17 protein-coding genes are annotated in these 17,008 nt (G+C 46.5%); 11 read left to right on the plus strand and 6 right to left on the minus strand.

The window, feature by feature from the left end; all coding sequences use genetic code 11:
* Positions 1 to 11 precede the first annotated feature (11 nt).
* The 4 genes from sufB (at position 12) to MKY97_RS09285 (ending at position 4,105) form a co-directional block, all read left to right on the plus strand.
* Entirely contained in the window at positions 12 to 1,409 is a 1,398-nt protein-coding gene (sufB, locus tag MKY97_RS09270; RefSeq protein WP_342555156.1) for a Fe-S cluster assembly protein SufB, read from the plus strand.
* A 186-nt stretch (positions 1,410 to 1,595) separates the two neighbouring features.
* Positions 1,596 to 2,951 carry a jacalin-like lectin gene (locus tag MKY97_RS09275; RefSeq protein ID WP_342555157.1) on the plus strand — a complete coding sequence of 452 codons (1,356 nt, stop codon included), beginning with the start codon at positions 1,596 to 1,598 and terminating at the stop codon, positions 2,949 to 2,951.
* 212 nt (positions 2,952 to 3,163) lie between these two features.
* Positions 3,164 to 3,874: a M23 family metallopeptidase gene (locus tag MKY97_RS09280; protein WP_342555158.1), complete on the plus strand. Its 711-nt coding sequence runs from the start codon at positions 3,164 to 3,166 to the stop codon at positions 3,872 to 3,874.
* A gap of 90 nt (positions 3,875 to 3,964) precedes the next feature.
* On the plus strand, positions 3,965 to 4,105 hold the full coding sequence (locus MKY97_RS09285; protein ID WP_342555159.1) for a YjcZ family sporulation protein: 141 nt from the start codon (positions 3,965 to 3,967) through the stop codon (positions 4,103 to 4,105).
* A gap of 88 nt (positions 4,106 to 4,193) precedes the next feature.
* Here MKY97_RS09285 and MKY97_RS09290 read toward each other — a convergent pair whose 3' ends face one another.
* Both MKY97_RS09290 and MKY97_RS09295 read right to left on the minus strand, forming a co-directional pair.
* Positions 4,194 to 5,240: an HD-GYP domain-containing protein gene (locus MKY97_RS09290; RefSeq protein WP_342555160.1), complete on the minus strand. Its 1,047-nt coding sequence runs from the start codon at positions 5,238 to 5,240 to the stop codon at positions 4,194 to 4,196.
* A gap of 126 nt (positions 5,241 to 5,366) precedes the next feature.
* Positions 5,367 to 6,110 carry a molybdenum cofactor biosynthesis protein MoaE gene (locus MKY97_RS09295; RefSeq protein ID WP_342555161.1) on the minus strand — a complete coding sequence of 248 codons (744 nt, stop codon included), beginning with the start codon at positions 6,108 to 6,110 and terminating at the stop codon, positions 5,367 to 5,369.
* 118 nt (positions 6,111 to 6,228) lie between these two features.
* Between MKY97_RS09295 and MKY97_RS09300 the strand changes: the two genes are divergently transcribed.
* The 7 genes from MKY97_RS09300 (at position 6,229) to MKY97_RS09330 (ending at position 12,974) form a co-directional block, all read left to right on the plus strand.
* The gene (locus MKY97_RS09300; protein WP_342555162.1) at positions 6,229 to 7,659 is read left to right on the plus strand and encodes a bifunctional UDP-sugar hydrolase/5'-nucleotidase; all 1,431 of its coding nucleotides are present in this window, start codon (positions 6,229 to 6,231) and stop codon (positions 7,657 to 7,659) included.
* Between the two features lie 69 nt (positions 7,660 to 7,728).
* Positions 7,729 to 8,850: an HD-GYP domain-containing protein gene (locus MKY97_RS09305; protein WP_342555163.1), complete on the plus strand. Its 1,122-nt coding sequence runs from the start codon at positions 7,729 to 7,731 to the stop codon at positions 8,848 to 8,850.
* 219 nt (positions 8,851 to 9,069) lie between these two features.
* Positions 9,070 to 10,206: a radical SAM/CxCxxxxC motif protein YfkAB gene (yfkAB, locus tag MKY97_RS09310; RefSeq protein WP_342555164.1), complete on the plus strand. Its 1,137-nt coding sequence runs from the start codon at positions 9,070 to 9,072 to the stop codon at positions 10,204 to 10,206.
* A 46-nt stretch (positions 10,207 to 10,252) separates the two neighbouring features.
* A complete protein-coding gene (locus tag MKY97_RS09315) occupies positions 10,253 to 11,599 on the plus strand; it encodes a hemolysin family protein (RefSeq protein WP_342555165.1) in 1,347 nt (448 codons plus the stop codon).
* A 278-nt stretch (positions 11,600 to 11,877) separates the two neighbouring features.
* Positions 11,878 to 12,114 (plus strand): spore coat associated protein CotJA, encoded by a 237-nt coding sequence (locus tag MKY97_RS09320; RefSeq protein WP_342555166.1) that lies wholly within the window; start codon positions 11,878 to 11,880, stop codon positions 12,112 to 12,114.
* The gene (locus MKY97_RS09325; RefSeq protein WP_342555167.1) at positions 12,107 to 12,382 is read left to right on the plus strand and encodes a spore coat protein CotJB; all 276 of its coding nucleotides are present in this window, start codon (positions 12,107 to 12,109) and stop codon (positions 12,380 to 12,382) included. The genes MKY97_RS09320 and MKY97_RS09325 overlap by 8 nt, the downstream gene beginning before the upstream one ends.
* A 22-nt stretch (positions 12,383 to 12,404) precedes the next feature.
* Complete coding sequence (locus MKY97_RS09330; RefSeq protein ID WP_342555168.1) at positions 12,405 to 12,974, plus strand: manganese catalase family protein; 570 nt, start codon at positions 12,405 to 12,407, stop codon at positions 12,972 to 12,974.
* 190 nt (positions 12,975 to 13,164) lie between these two features.
* On the opposite strand, the gene MKY97_RS09335 is transcribed toward MKY97_RS09330, so the two are convergent.
* From MKY97_RS09335 to MKY97_RS09350, 4 genes are all read right to left on the minus strand, one after another.
* Positions 13,165 to 14,157 carry a 3-oxoacyl-[acyl-carrier-protein] synthase III C-terminal domain-containing protein gene (locus tag MKY97_RS09335; protein ID WP_342555169.1) on the minus strand — a complete coding sequence of 331 codons (993 nt, stop codon included), beginning with the start codon at positions 14,155 to 14,157 and terminating at the stop codon, positions 13,165 to 13,167.
* Positions 14,158 to 14,219: 62 nt separating this feature from the next.
* A complete protein-coding gene (locus MKY97_RS09340; RefSeq protein WP_342555170.1) occupies positions 14,220 to 14,561 on the minus strand; it encodes a hypothetical protein in 342 nt (113 codons plus the stop codon).
* A 190-nt stretch (positions 14,562 to 14,751) separates the two neighbouring features.
* Positions 14,752 to 15,123: a carboxymuconolactone decarboxylase family protein gene (locus MKY97_RS09345; RefSeq protein WP_342555171.1), complete on the minus strand. Its 372-nt coding sequence runs from the start codon at positions 15,121 to 15,123 to the stop codon at positions 14,752 to 14,754.
* A 9-nt stretch (positions 15,124 to 15,132) separates the two neighbouring features.
* Positions 15,133 to 16,773 carry a thiamine pyrophosphate-binding protein gene (locus tag MKY97_RS09350; protein ID WP_342555172.1) on the minus strand — a complete coding sequence of 547 codons (1,641 nt, stop codon included), beginning with the start codon at positions 16,771 to 16,773 and terminating at the stop codon, positions 15,133 to 15,135.
* Between the last annotated feature and the right edge of the window lie 235 nt (positions 16,774 to 17,008).

Consider the following 17,008-nt stretch of genomic DNA (forward strand, 5'->3'; position numbering starts at 1 on the left):
GGTCGAGTAAGATGGCTAAAAAAGCACCAGAAATGGAAGAGTATAAATATGGTTTTCGCGATGAGCATAAATCCATCTTTCAAACCGGTAAAGGTCTGACGGCAGAAGTTGTTACTGAAATTTCCCGGATTAAGAACGAACCGGAGTGGATGTTGGAATTCCGTTTGAAATCTTTGAAACAGTTTGAGAAGATGGCTATGCCTAAATGGGGCGGCGACCTGGATGAGCTGGATTTCAACGATATTCAGTACTATGTTCGTCCTTCCGAAAAGCAGGGGAAAACATGGGAAGAGGTTCCTTCCGAAATTAAAGAAACATTTGATAAACTGGGTATTCCGGAAGCAGAACAAAAGTTCCTGGCAGGGGTATCGGCTCAGTATGAGTCCGAGGTTGTATATCACAACATGCAAAAGGAACTGGAAGACCAAGGCGTAATCTTTATGGATACCGATACGGCACTGAGAGAGCATCCGGAAATCCTGCGTGAATATTTCGCTACCGTTATTCCGCCAGCAGATAACAAATTTGCTGCGCTGAACAGTGCGGTATGGTCTGGAGGAAGCTTCATCTACGTACCAAAAGGCGTAAAATGTGAAGTGCCTCTGCAAGCTTACTTCCGGATTAACTCTGAAAACATGGGTCAATTCGAACGTACATTGATTATTGCAGACGAAGACAGCTTCGTTCACTATGTAGAGGGCTGTACTGCACCGATTTACAGCACAAACTCCCTGCACAGTGCGGTAGTTGAGATCATCTGTAAGAAAAATGCGCGCGTTCGTTACACAACGATCCAAAACTGGGCACCGAACATCTACAACCTCGTTACCAAACGTGCGGTTGCTGAAGAGAACGCAACGATGGAATGGGTTGATGGTAACATCGGTTCCAAACTGACGATGAAATATCCTGCGGTTGTACTGAAAGGCCGTGGAGCTAAAGGTTCCGTTCTGTCGATCGCTGTTGCAGGTAAAAACCAGCACCAGGATGCAGGCGCCAAAATGATTCACCTTGCTCCGGATACAACTTCCACGATTGTATCCAAGTCGATCAGTAAACATGGAGGGAAAGTAACGTACCGTGGTCTGGCTTCCTTTGGACGTCAAGCTGAGGGCGCGAAATCCAACATCAAATGTGACACACTCATTCTCGATAATGAGTCCACATCGGATACAATCCCATACAACGAAATCATGAATGATAACATCATGCTGGAGCATGAGGCAACGGTATCCAAAGTATCCGAGGATCAGCTCTTCTACCTGATGAGCCGTGGTCTGACCGAAGCGGAAGCAACACAGATGATCATCATGGGCTTCATCGAGCCGTTCACAAAAGAATTGCCAATGGAGTACGCAGTTGAGATGAATAGATTGATTAAATTCGAAATGGAAGGCTCCATCGGTTAAGCGATACAGCCTTCTACAATAAGCTGGGTACTGCAGCAGAAGCTCTGTGACAGACCCAGCCTTTTCACTAAAACACCTCTTAGAACAGACTTTAGAACAATGTCTGTCTATGAGGTGTTTTTTTATACCCATCTAAACAAAAGTTATACTAAATGCAAAGGAATATGCATAGAAGGAGTGAGATGATTGAAAAGGAATTGGATAAAACAGGGGGCAGCCCTGCTTTTAACTGCTGCTGTAATCTTGACGGGTTTTCAGGCAGGATCACCAAAGGTACAGGCAGAAGAAAGTGGAGTAGTAACGGGTTCATTCAAGGTACTAAGTTATAATGTGGGTGGTCTTCCGAGCCTTGTATCCAGTTCCAAACCTCAAGAATACACCGTTCAGATTTCTCCCAAACTCAATAACTATGACATTATTAACGTACAGGAAGATTTTAATTATCATAATGAACTGATCTCGCAGGTATCGCTGCCCTACCTGACCCAAACCAGTGGGCCTGCAGGTTTTGGAAGCGGACTCAACAGTTTATCCCGGTATCCCTTCCGTGATTTGAAACGTGTGACCTGGAATAAGCGTTCGGGTTTCTTTGATAATGGTAATGATGAATTGACACCAAAGGGTTTTACAGCGTCAGTGTACGAGATTGCACCAGGCGTAAAAGTCGATGTATACAACCTGCATGCAGATGCTGGCGGTGATGCTAATTCGCTTGAGGCAAGACGCGATAACATCCGGCAGCTCTCCAACTACATCAAAGAGCATTCGGACGGTAATGCGGTCATCGTTATGGGGGATACAAATACAAGGTACACCCGTGCTTCCGACAATATTGAGCTGCTTATGTCTGAAAATGGATTGAGAGATCCATGGATTGACCTTATTCGTGGGGGAAATATCCCTGCTGACGGAGACGCTCTTATGGATGGTACGAATAAAAACGGCCCGAATTACGAGGTTGTAGATAAAATTTTGTATCGCGGAAGCAGTGCACTTTCCCTTCATGCTCAGAGCTATCGTCTGGAAGACCAAGTCTTTGTTGATTCTAAAGGAAATCAGTTATCGGATCATTATCCGATTACAGCATCACTAGTGTACAGCACATCTTCGCAATATCAGCTGAGTTCGTCGATAGGCGGGTCTGGAGGTACAGGCTTTAACGATTTGAATCATATTCCTGATGCCGAGCCTAGTTCCATCGTAATCAATACAGGTAACCGCGTGGACGGTATCACAGTGGCATATAGAGACGGCACAACCTTGAGCCACGGAGGCAGTGCCAGTGCGGCTGCCTTAAACCTGGCTCATGGGGAATACCTGACACACATGACGATTGCTCAGGGGACGAGAAATGGAGATAAACGCATCTTCTATGTAGAGTTAACGACCAACCTGGGTCAACAAATTGCAGGTGGTCAGAGGACATCAGACCAGATGCAGCTGGAAGCGCCTGCGGGCTGGTACATTGCCGGTTTTTACGGAAGAGCAGGACAGGAATTAGATCAGCTTGGTGTCGTGTATAAGCCAATCCATGCTGAGTAAGTAGGTAATGTAGTTTTACGTATTTTCATTCTGTATTTTTTCAAATAGAGCATAAATCATATAATCAGCCGCACCGCTTGAAACGATTATTGAAACCGAAAGGTTATCGTACGATCGTATTCCGAGGGGTGCTCTTTTTGCTCCAATCTGACGAAACGCACAAGCCAATTCATAGAGTTGAGCATTTTATAATAGAAAAAGGATGTGATGCTATGAATGCAAACCCTTTCGAAGGGTATCGGATTACAAGTTCATTCGGTTATCGAATCCATCCTATACATGGAGGCCAAACGTTTCATCGAGGTGTAGACCTGGTCACAGAGCCTTGGAATGGTCCCGTATACGCATTTCTTGAAGGAACGGTACGTTTTGCGGCAGAAGGACGCACAGGCTCCGGTTTTGGAGGATATGGGCTTACCGTCGCTATGGAAGATCATCGTGGATACCTGCATTGTTATGGTCATCTTTCTCGTATTGCTGTTCGCATTGGTCAGAAGGTGAAGCGAGGCGACCTTATCGGTTACCAGGGCAGTACTGGGCAGAGCACAGGTCCGCATGTACATTATGAGATTCGCAAAACAAGTTCACCTTCCTATGGATACACGGCAAGTGAACATGGAGTTGTTGAACCAGGAGCATACTTGTTAAAAGAATACGGAATGATCTCTCAGGAAGAGGAGGGAACGCCGATGACAAATGAGGAAAAAGAGCTGTTTACGCTGATGCAGAAAACACTGCAGCTTCAAGGAAAATGGATTCAGGAACAGAAGCGTTTGACTAATATGAGCTGCCCTGTGTGGGCTCAGGAGGCACTGGCCTATTATCGTCCCTTTATTGAGGATGACACAGGGAGTTATGACTTTTGGAGAATACTTGTAATCATGCATCGGAAGGAAACGGGGAAAAAGTTAGATGGGCTGTGAACCAAATCCGGAAGATTGCCGTTTCGCCCGGTTCACCGAGGGGAGAAGCATCATATGTTAGGGTATACCTGATAAAGAGGAGGCAATCACATGAGCGAAGTAGGATATGGCTGTGGGGGCAATGTTGGTAACGTAGGCGGTGTAGGTGGATACAATCCATGTACATCCGTTGGCGCGATCTTGGTACTGTTCATCCTGTTGGTAATCATCACAAAAGCATTCTGCGTATAACACGACCGACAAAATAACACTTAAAAAACGAAGGGAAGCTCCGGTGAGCTTCCCTTTTAATAATGGTAATTTAATCGGATGCTGCGGCTTATTGAACGTAGATTTCAACAATAGCCACGTCTCTTTCTTTCGCTAAATCGATAAAGGCTGTAGAGGTCTGAACGAGTGGGCGGAAATAGTCGGCGGGGTTATTCATAACAATGACACCCGTCTGTCCTGTTGTGAGAAGTACCCTTTTGCCGATAAAATTCGGAAGCATATGTTTGATCAGCTCCTGAGTTGCTTCACCATTCAATTGACCAAAACTGAGACTGTAGAGCTCGCACAGTACAGAGATCAGCTCCTGCTTGGTTTGGTAGACCCGATTCGTTGTCATGGCACTGTACACGTCAGCTACGGCAGTGATGCGAGCATAGGGATGAATTTCTTCCCTCTTCAATCCATGCGGATAACCACTCCCATCCTCGCGTTCATGATGCTGGAGGGCAACCAATGCCAAAATTTCGTCCTGTGTAGAAGCTTTGATAATATCATAACCGTAAAAGGTATGTTTTTTCATTTCTGCGAATTCTTCGGTCGTTAGTTTGCCTGGTTTATGTAAGATTTCAGAAGGAATCTTGGACTTTCCGATATCATGAAGATACCCCGCTTTGGCTACCGTAAGACACTCTTCCGGGTCATAGCCCATCCAGCCAGCAATATAAAAAGCGAGCATGCCGACTTGTAAAGAATGATTGTACGTATAGTCGCTATCTCCATCAAGCATAAGCAGGAGAGAGACAACATCTTTTTGTTTTTCAAGCTGACCCGTCAGGGTGCCTAAAATTTCATCAACCTGTGATTCATCAATAAATCCCTTCTCAATGGCTTGTTGGAACAGGGATTCCGTGCCTTTGATCGTGTCGTTAAACAGATTGGTTAACAGACGGGTCTGATCGGAAGGCAAGTTTTGTTCATCAGAGTGAAGGTTAGATGTATGTTCTACATCTGCGAAATCAATTCCATGCTGCAGCAGTTTGGATATGTCATCTTCACTGAGAACGGAACCTTTCATCAGCATGTGGAGACCTGAAGAATTGTAGATATCGTTTTTTAGCAGGTCGCCGGGTCTAAGATCTGTAACATGCACTCTCACGTATAAACCACCTTTTCCTCGACTAATATCGACACATATCATTATAATAACAAGAAAAAAATGGGTTGACAACGACTTATTTACTGTTTAAAGGTTCATGTAAACAGCGTATAGACTCATTTTTTTCTATTCCATGGGGTTCCAGGGTCCTAATTGATGTCCCTTCCATTCTGAACCGTCTTCCCAAATTTCTTTTTTCCAGATCGGTACCGTTTGTTTAAGTCTTTCAATAGCATAACGGCTTGCATCGTAACAGTCGCTGCGGTGAGGGGAGGATACGGCGATCACCACGCTGATCTCTGCCACGTCAACTTTGCCAATACGATGACTGATCGCACAGATTACACCTGGCCAGCGTGCTGCAATTTCCGTACCAATCGCTGCCATATGGGAAAGAGCCATGGGCACATATGCTTCGTATTCCAGATGTACAGTGCGCTGCTCGCCCGTCATTTCACGAGTCGTCCCTACAAAAGTGAGTGCGGCGCCATGGTTGGCAGTAATCACCTGATTGGTAACTTCTTCAACAGACAGAGGCGCATTCGTAATCATAAACAGGCCGTCTTCCGTGCGGTGTTCCTGCGTATGCGGCTGCTGATCTTGATTCTGGTTAGAAGTACCATCTCCTCCGGATACAGGAGGAATCAAGGCGAGTTCATCATCGGCCTTAAGTATAGTATCGGCAGGAGCGTATTTTTGATTTACTGCCAGGAAGGAGGAACGAATCTGCGAAGCAGCCTCGGGATATGCCTGTCCTAATTGTTCTTTCAGCACAGAAGCCGTAATCATCTCGCCATTGCACTCAAAATCCAGTTGGGATGTATTTAAACGCTCGGCAATGCCTGCAAATAGTTGAATTGTAAATTTCATGGAATGGATCTCTCCTTTTTGATCTCTAAACCCTATAAATATATCATAACGCCGTAGAAAATGTTATGCTTATCCATTAGAAGAATGTACGTTTAATGAACGGCAGGGAGGCAGTGTTATGCACAGCAGCGAGAAGCAAACATTAACCATTTTGCACACCAATGATATTCATAGTCATTTCAGCTCCATGAGCGCCATCGCTGCCATGATTCATGAGGAACGCGCTGAAGGAAGGCATCTGCTTGTCCTTGATATCGGGGACCATATGGACCGAATGGCTGTTGAGACGGAAGGTACACTCGGCATGGCCAACGTGGATGTGATGAATCTGACAGGTTATGACGCCGTTACGATCGGCAATAATGAAGGGCTGACGTTTACACCGGCCCAGCTTGCACAGTCCTATTCCGGACTGCTCTGTCCGATTGTATGCGGCAACGTAATAGAACAGGATACAGGATGCCCTCCTGCCTGGATGAAACCGTCGATTATTATCGAAAAAGGTCCTTTCCGCATTGGTCTCCTGGGAGCCACCGCTCCATTTAATACGTTCTATGAACTTCTGGGGTGGGAAGTGACTGACCCTGTAGAAACGTTAAAAGAACAGGTTAACATGCTGCGTGAGCAAGTGGACGTGATTGTCATTTTATCTCATCTTGGTCTATCAATGGATAAAAGACTGGCGGAACAAATTGCCGGTATTGATGTTATTCTGGGCGGACATACCCATCATGTTTTGGAGGAACCTCTGGTTATAGGTCAAGCTGTGCTTGGAGCAGCAGGTAAGTTCGGACAATGGCTTGGTAAAGTAGTGCTGGAACGAGCAGGCGAAGCCGAACCCGTGAAGCTGGTGAGCAGTGGATGTGTGCCCGTACAGCAGACCCTATTGGAAGAACAGGTGTCCCTGGCGATTGCCACAAATTTTAAAGAAGCGGAGAGAACGCTGGATCAGACAGCCGTAATTACGGATCGGACGCTGCCCATCAACTACGAACAGGAGTCGCCTTTTGCCAACCTGCTTGCACAAGCAGTCCGGCAGTTTACAGGGGCTGAACTGGCACTTGTGAATGCGGGGCAGCTTCTTGGCGGCCTCCCGCAGGGAGACATTACCAAAGGAATGTTACATTCCCTATGTCCATCTCCGATAAATGCTTGTACAATATGCTTGAATGGTCAGCAGATTCGTGAAGCACTGGAGCAGTCATTACTTGAAGAATTTATTCATAAACCGATTACAGGATTCGGGTTTCGGGGGCGAATTCTCGGGACGATCTGTATGGACGGAATGGAGGTTCATTATGATCCCTTGGCGGCAGCGGATAACAAAATACAGTCCATTTACGTAAACGGAATTCCTATGGATGAACAGCGTGAATATGTTGTTGGAACACTTGACATGTTTACGTTTAATGTGGGATATCCTTCCTTGGCCCAAGGAAACAGTATACAATATTATCTTCCTGAATTTATACGTGATTTGCTGGAACGGGAATTAAAACGACCAGGTGCACTGGAGGAGAGCCAGCATGCTCGCTGGTTTCAAAGCTAGAACAGGACTGCCTTCTGCTGATGCGGCGGCTAGTGTTCATTACATCTACGGAGCGGGAGAGGATAGGCTGTGCGTTTAGTACATATAAACTTATTGCAGCCTGGCATGAAGCTGGGGAAACGAATTTTTAGTGAAGAAGGTCTGGTCTTACTCAGTGAGGATGTAGAATTAACAAGCAGATTGATCGGACGATTGAAAGAACTCGGGATTGGATATGTCTATATTCAGGATGCGGCGACAGAGGATATCGTCGTGCCTGACATGCTCCAGGAAGAAACGAAGCGAAGGGCGCTTGTAGAGATCAAACAGCAGTTCCAACATATGTCCGGCCTGAAAAGTAAAAACCGGATCCCTCACTTCGGTAAAGCGCTTAGTGGTGTAATGAACAGCATTCTGGAGGACATCGGCAGTCAAAAGGAAGCGATGATCATGTTAATGGACATGAACTCCAGCGATTTTGACCTGTACAATCACTCGCTGAATGTTTGCGTATATACCCTTGTGCTTGGAGTAGCCTCAGGTTATACACGTCAGCAGCTTATGGAGATTGGTTTGGGTGCACTGCTGCACGACATTGGTAAAACACAGATTGCTTCCGACATTCTACATAAGCCTTCACGCCTCAGTGATGAAGAATTCAAGATTATACAGCAGCATACGACATACGGGCACCGGATTCTGAAGGATGAACCCGGCATCCCTCTGCTTGCAGCACACTGTGCACTGCAGCATCATGAACGAATTGATGGCAGCGGTTATCCTTTCGGCTTGAAAGGCAGTGAAATCCATGAATATGCAAAGTGGATTGCTTTGGCAGATTCTTACGATGCAATGACGACGAACCGCGTCTATCGTCAAGCCTTATTGCCGCATCAAGCTGTGGAAGTGCTGTACACAGGTTCCGGGACCCTTTATGAGCAGCGAATGCTTGAAAAGTTCAGGGACTGCGTCGCGATCTATCCCGTAGGTCTATCCGTAACGCTGAGCACCGGGGAAGTCGGCGTTGTTGCTGCGATTCAACCGCGCGTGCCGCAGCGGCCGCTGATTCGTGTTCTCAAGGATGCAGAAGGGCAGATGCTCGCTGCACCATATGAAATAAACCTTGCCACTGAACTTTCAGTAATGATTACAGGTGTGGAGGGCGTGGAAGATGCTTCTTCACTCCTGACAGGTGAACCTCTGAAAAGCTGAGCAAACAGAATATGGTGCAGGCGCTCAATCGTCTTATCGGAGACTTGAAGACAAGTTTTCGAAGATGCATGAGCGTTTTTTGTCATGTAATGGACAGGGTTTGGATGTGCCGGAAGAATTGTAATTGTGCTATGATAAAAGACAGCTTCCAAAAAAGTAATCTCGGATATGATGTAAATAAAACTTTTTCGGTTAATAAAAGGAATAAGGTGAAGAACTATGACCATGCTAAACTCAGGATCGGTACAGCCGATGCCTTTATCGCCAACGAATGATCCGTGGGATCCGATTGGCTCTCTGCGTACATATGGACGGCATGTGCTGACCAGTGTAGAAATGACGGTGACACATCTGTGCAATATGCGGTGTGAACATTGTGCCGTAGGGGATATGCTTACGATGCAGGAGGCGCCTGCACTTCCGCTCTCACTGATGTTGAAACGACTGGACGAGGTGGAGCACCTTCAGACGATCAGTCTGACAGGCGGCGAACCAAGCTTCAGCCAGAAGACGGTGGATGAAATGATCATTCCGCTGCTTAAATATGCCAAAGAACGCGGTATTCGCAGTCAGATCAACTCTAATCTGACGCTGGATATCAGCCGATACGAAAAGCTGCTTCCCTACCTGGATGTGATGCACATTTCTTTCAATTATCTGAATGCAGATGACTTCCATCAGGTTGGATTTGCCAACAGCGGCAGAGCGGTGAAGCGTGAGGTTGCCGTGAAAATGTATGAGAAGATGATGGAGAACTCTCGGAAGCTGAGTGAAGCCGGCATGTTTATCTCTGCAGAGTCGATGATTAATTATCGTACGCACGATAAGCTGGATGGCATTCATCAATTAATTCGGGAAATGGGCTGCGTTCGGCACGAAGTCCATCCGATGTACAATTCCAACTTTGCATCCGCGCTGCCCGTGCTGTCGCTCGATCACATGAGAGCTGCCATTCATCGGCTGCTTGATGTACGTGATAAAGAGATGTGGATGCTCTTCGGAACACTGCCGTTCTTCGCGTGCAGTACGGCCGAGCAGGATCGTGAATTGATTCAGCGCTTGTACAGCGAACCGAATGTGACCGTTCGCAACGATCCGGATGGACGCAACCGTGTTAATGTCAACATGTTCACCGGTAACGTATATGTGACCGATTTTGCCGATATCCCTGCATTCGGTAACATTCATGACCGGAAACTGGATGACGTGTTCCACGAATGGTCTGCGGAGCATCCGCTGAATCAGACGGTAAACTGCCATTGTGATGCAGCATCATGCTGCGGGCCAAACCTGCTTGTGGCCGATATGTATTATAAAGGCGTGGACTTTAAATCCAGAAAGGCCATTACACGTTAATATTCCAGGTGCATTCCTGAAATAGACAGAGAAGGGGAGTTACATCTTGGAGATTCATACCGAATTTCATCTTGGACAGCTGGTATTTAATCTGGTCTGTGTCTTTTTGCTCGTATTTTTGAATGGCGTATTTGTGGCAGCAGAGTTTTCTCTTGTCAAAGTAAGACAGACGCGCCTGACACAACTGCAGAGTGAAGGAAACCGTCTGGCTGGTTATGCTTTGAAGGTGAATGGTAAACTGGATGCCTACCTGTCAGCAACTCAGTTCGGAATTACACTGACTTCTCTCGGACTGGGATGGTTAGGAGAACCTGCAATCTCCAAGCTGCTTGTGGAACCACTGATGTTTAAGCTGGGCGTGTCGGATACAAGTCTGATTACAACCGTATCTGTCATTATTGGTTTTTGTATCATTACGTTCCTGCATATCGTACTTGGTGAGCTGGCGCCCAAATCTCTGGCGATTCAAAAAACAGATGGTGTCGCGCTGCTTTTATCCGCCCCGCTGCTGTTGTTTTATAAAATTTTCTTCCCGTTTATCTGGGTTCTGAACGCATCAGCCAATGCTTTGCTGCGTCTGGCTGGTATTGAACCCGCGAGTGAAAGTGAGGCCCATTCCGAGGATGAGCTTCGCATTTTGATGAAACAAAGTGCCAAAAGCGGAGTCATCGACAAGGATGAGATCAAGCTGATGGACAACATTTTCGATTTCTCTGACATGCTGGCTCGTGAGGTTATGCTGCCTCGTACAGATATGGACTGCTTGTACACCCATCTGCCCCTGGAAGAAAACTTAAAGATTATTAACGCAACGAAACATTCCAGATATCCGGTAGCTGTGGAGGATAAAGATGAGATTATCGGATTTATCCATATTACGGATCTGCTCTTGGCTGAACCGGAGCAGCAGCAGGATCTGGCTTCACTTGTACGCCCGATTCTGAACGTACCGGAGTCGATGGAGATCAGTCATGTGCTTCGCCTGATGCAGAAAAAGCATTCTCAGATGACCCTTGTAGTCGATGAATACGGGGGGACTGCGGGATTGTTGACCGCTGAAGAGATTTTGGAAGAGATCGTTGGCGATCTCTATGATGAGTTTGAAGATGAGCGTCCACATATGGAACGCATCGGTGAAGCCTTTTCGATCGACGGACGTTCGCTGATTGAAGAAGTTCATGAATGGACCGGGGCGATTATTGAGGACGAAGAAGTAGATACGATCGGCGGGTGGCTGTTCAAAGAGCTGGAAGGCAGTCCGGTCAAGGGAAAAACACGTGAACAGAACGGATATGTTTTTGAAGTAGAAGAATCCACACGATTACGAATTACCCGGGTTAGAGTGTATAGACAGCCGAAAGAATCAAATGCTGATTCACAAGAGGAGCAGTGAGCTGCTTCAGTCTCAGAATGATGATTATTTCTCAGGTGTCGTTTAGATCTGTGATTTTAACATCCGGAGCCAGAGATCGTAAATTAAATATAGAGGACCTTTGGAAGCAGCTCAGGCGGCTTTTGAAGGTCTTTTTTTTTGTACAGTTTCGGTAAAGAGGAATGATATTGGCTCAGCCTGACATATGGTTATAAGGACAGGAAATGATGGGATCGTACTGCATGCTGTGAAGGAATACCAGAATGCAGGTCATCTGTACGATAAAGGAGGCGTTTTGAATGAAAGATCCTCAGGTTCGCGCCTATATGCCGTTCGTGGGTCCGTTTGATCCATGTAAGCCGATAGGTATTCGAACGTACCTGGTTCCACCACAGTTGTTTATCCCCTTTCAGCCGATGGGCTGGCCGCAGTACAGTCCGGCTGAAGCTTTGAGACTGGGGACACTGTGGCCTGCGCTGTATAGTCCGTATACATCGAAAAAAACGAAAGAAAGGGCGGTGGAGAACGATGGATAAGGAACAGCCGAAAGCCTGTGATGCTAAGTATTACGAGCTGCTGGAAGAGCTGCAGGCCTTGGACTTTGTCCTTGTTGAGCTGAATCTGTATCTGGACACCCACCCGGGGGATTTTCAAAGCATTGAACAGTACAACAAATTCAGTCAGGAACGTATGCGCGTTGCCCATGAATTTCAGCAGCTGTATGGTCCGTTGACGAATTTTGGCCACGCCTTTTCCAAATATCCGTGGGAGTGGTCCCAGACACCTTGGCCTTGGCAGGTATAAAATCAAAGGAGGCGTCCTGTACATGTGGGTATATGAAAAAAAATTGCAGTATCCGGTTCGGGTGAGTAAATGTGATCCTCATATGGCGAAGCTGTTGATGGAACAGTATGGCGGTGCGGATGGAGAACTCGCGGCAGCCTTACGATATCTGAATCAGCGCTATACCATACCTGACAAAATTATCGGTCTGCTCAATGACATTGCGACGGAGGAATTTTCGCATCTAGAGATGATTGCAACAATGATCTACAAGCTCACGAAGGATGCCACGATTGAGCAGCTGGAACAGGCCGGGCTGGATGCTCATTACGCCGCACATGATAAGGCCCTTTTCTACAACAATGCTGCAGGTGTACCTTTCACTGCTGCCTATATTCAAGCTAAGGGCGATCCCATCGCCGACCTGTACGAGGATATCGCAGCCGAGGAAAAGGCTAGGGCTACATATCAGTGGTTAATCGATTTAACGGATGACGTGGATTTGCAGGACAGTCTGAAGTTTTTGCGGGAACGCGAAATTGTGCATTCGCTGCGGTTCCGGGAAGCCGTTGAAATTCTCAAGGATGACCGGGAGACGAAAAAAATATTTTGACCTGACCTAAAAAAGTATGAAACCAGAGATGAAGAACAGGCAGTCCGAAAAAGGGCTGCTTTTTGATTCGTAATCAACCGTAACCCGAACGAAATGTTACTGGGAAAATAAAATCAAAAAAAGGACGAATGAAAGGGCGTTTACCCTAAAAATCGTCCTGCAGATTTAAAATAAGTACAGAATAAGTGCTCTAGTATTCAACGACCATGGCAACATTTTGCCACCCGGCGCCAACGGTCCAGAATAATACTTTGTCGCCGCGCTGTATTTTACCGGAAGTAATGGCTCGGTGCAGTGCGATAAACGGACTGCTGGTGGAGGTGTATCCAAATTCATCTCCCACATAGACCGCAATATCATCAGCTATGCCGATATTTTCCGAAACTGCGCGGATGTTGGCAATGGAAAGCTGGGAGAAACAGGCGGCTTTAATCTCGTCCGGCTGTATTTCATTCCGTGCCAGCAAAGTTCGAATGGATTCAGAAGCGGCATCGACACAGATCGAGTCATCAAAGGGTGTAAATTTCACGTGAAAAGCTCCGGCATCTACACCTGTGCTTCCAAGCTTGGCCAGCCCTTCCGCAGGAAATAATGAATTTTCATACACACAGGTATCTGTTTGATAGATGGAATCAATAAAACCAATGGAATGTTCATCTCGTTCGACAATAACGGCTGCAGCAGCATCCCCGAAATTCGCATAATAGACCGGATCATCCGGACTTGCGTGAGGAGCAATATAATCCGAGCCGATAATCAAAGCCCGTTTAATCCGCGGGTTACCAAGCATCTGCCGGCTGACCTGTTCAAAAGCTGCGGTCATCCCCGCACAGTTGGCATTACTGTCAATACAGATGGCGTGAGATGCTCCGCTAATCAGATGATGAATCATTAAGGAATTCGTAGGAAAAATATATTCCGGTGTTTGGCTTGCATACGCAATCAAGTCGATATCTTGTCCGGATAATCCGGTTTTAGCCAGCAGGTTTCGGGCAGCCTCGAAGGCCATTGTCAGTGAATTTTCGTCATCACGATCAATTTTGTAACGTGAATCACGCCCGAGTGCTTTTAACAAACCACGAATATCTACCCCTCTTGCATCAAAGTGTTCAATATAAAAGTCGTTGTGCACCTTGGTTTCGGGGTGATATATATCGATATCTACAATACGAATTCCAGCCATCGTCATCCTCCTTTTAAGTGGAAAGGCAGAGCTGCAGCAAAAATGTTAGGTGAGCTGGGCTGTTACGTTGAAACAATTTCCAGATTGTCCAATCCTACGGTCCGTCCAAGTCTGGCAAGCTGCATTTTCAGTATGGCATTGTTCTCCAGCGTCAATACCACCTTTTTGTATTCATCCTTCTTAAACATGGCAAGACATCCCTCAAGGAGAGGTACAATCTCGGGGGCAGTCACGTTCAGTCTTTTGCAATCGATATCCAGGTCATAATCCTTGGTGTTGATTGAAGCAATCGTATCTTGGTATGCCGAGATTGAACGAAGACCGTCTTCTTGAGAAAAAGAACCTTCCAGTTCAATGTGCAGCACTTTCTTTGAAGCATCCGTATTTAATATAAATTTTCCCATTACATGTTCTCGCTCCTTTGTAAGATGAGTAAAAGCTATCCTCTATGGAATGATACCGTCCATTGGACCCTAAAAAGAGGGGGACCAGATTGTGACAGGTCGGAAGGATAATTTACCCATATTATAAAGGTAATAATGTAAAAAGATCAATAATCAGGTCGAATTTTGTATAAAAATGTAGAACGATGAATTATTGGATTTCCTCAAGTGTGGCAAGCAGTACATTAAATGCGCTGATAATACGCGGAGCGCCTACACATGGTGCCAGATGAAGAAGTATACCCTTAAGCTCTTCAACCGTAACGCCAACGCTTAGAGCCATGGCATAATGAACTCCGAGCTGCTCGAACTGTCCCTGCGTAATTAATGACGAAATAATAGCAACTTCTTTCCACTGATCGGTAATAGTTGTCCGCTGAAAAATATCACCATATGCTGTTCCCATAATAAACTCGGACAGTTCCGGAAAATGCTCTTTGATTGGTGCCAGAGCTCTTGCACCATATTCCCCGGAACGTTTGGCGAAGCGATCTAACCCCTGTGTTATCTGTTCACTCATCATTCCTGCCTCCTAATCCAAATTAACAACTCGATGGGCTGTTGGCGGGATCTCGTCCCGATCCGTCAGCAGCTCGATAACAGCCGTTTGTTTCAGTTTCAAAGCCGCTTCCAGTGCAGCGGAAAACTGCGCTAAAGTCTCTGCACGGAAAGCTGCCGCTCCAAGTGACTCGGCAAATTTAACCGCATCCATCGGAACTTCGAACAAGGTACCGTCGATACGTCCCGTTGTTTTTTCCATACCTTTCAGTGCCATATCCAGCTGTTTATTGTTGACTACGATAAAAATGACCGGAAGATTTTTACAAACGGCTGTGTTAATTTCCGTACCCAGCATCATAAAACATCCGTCTCCGGTGATGCATACAACCGTCTCTTCGGGCGCGGCTGCTTTGGCACCGATAGCCATGCCAATCGCATTGCCCATGCAGGCAAAATAGGCATCAAATATAAAACTGCCGGGTTTCTTCACTTTGTAGCGCTGCACGGCGTGAAAGCCATGGCTTCCATCGTCCACAAACAATTTGTGATGGTAAGGCAGCAGATCGCTCAGCTGATCCAGTACGGAAGCGAGTGACAAATGCGGCAGATCCGGCAGCGGGACTTGATACGGGAACGGTTCGAGGGCACCTTCATAAGGTGAGGAAGCAGGAACGGACGGCAGGATGCTCAGCAGGTACTGCAGGTTGTCCTTGATGTCTCCTGTAATATGTAAAGTCTGAGAAGAAAGAATTTTTCCGACGAATGTTGGGTCCGTATCCATTTGAATCAGCTGTGCCGGATGGTTATCCGGTTTGAGGTTACAGAGAGTCATATCGCTTAGCCTCGATCCGAGAACAAGGTATAGATCACTTTGATTCAGCATTTCGTCTCCATGCGGGAAACCACCTACGCCGCAAGGGCCGTGATACAGGGGGTGATCCCAAGCAATAGCTCCTTTCCCGCCGGGGGTTGTCACTACTGGGATATTCAATGCCTCAGCCAGCTGGCGCAGCTCCTCGTGTGCTCCCGAACGAGTTACACCTTTCCCTGCAATAATCAAGGGACGCTGAGCTTGCTGGGTTAAAGGCAGTATTCGTTTCAAATTAGAGATGCTGAGCAGTGGCTCAGGTTCAGGAATAGCCATACGGAAGTGCGGAAGCTGCTCAGTCTGTACATCAAAAGGTAGGCAGAGGTGGACCGGGCCTTTGTTGGGGCCTAGTGCAATCGAAATGGCATGATTCAGAATCGTTCCGAAGTGATCCCCGCGCTCTACAAGTTTACTGAACAGCGTGGCCGGTCTGAACATTTCAGACAGATCAGCCAGATAAGAAGAGGAATCCTGACACTGGGGAATGCCCAATTCCTGAATGGATTGATGGCCGGTAAGGAATAGAACGGGAAGATTATTTGCTTTGGCATGGGCCGCTGCAGTAAGCAGGTTGGTTCCTCCCGGACCGGAGGTGGCAAATGCTACACCCAGACGACCAGTCTGCAATGCGTAGCCGGATGCAGCAAAGCCTGAACTGGCCTCATGGCGGCCGGGAATAAATTCCAGACCGTAATCTACCATTTTCAGAAGGGCAGGACAGATTGATTTTCCGATAATACCAAATACATGAGTGACACCCAAATTACGCAGCGTTTCTGCTAAATAGTCCGCAACAGTTCTCACGCGTGGACACCTCGCTTCAAGTAATAGGTTTTTAGAACCAGGCGGCTTGTGCAATCGTACATGCGAGTATTTGTCTAAGGTTGTAAAAGGAAGAATTCCTTTGCATTAGGAATCGTATCTTTTTTTGTGGTTTTTTGTCAACGTTTTTCCTGATCCAAACTTCCTGCGGCTTAAGTTGTGAACATTTCAAATTTTATGAATCCGATTTCATAAAATAGAAATAAATGATGCAACT

Source organism: Paenibacillus sp. FSL R7-0652 (assembly GCF_038595045.1).
Classification (GTDB): domain Bacteria; phylum Bacillota; class Bacilli; order Paenibacillales; family Paenibacillaceae; genus Paenibacillus.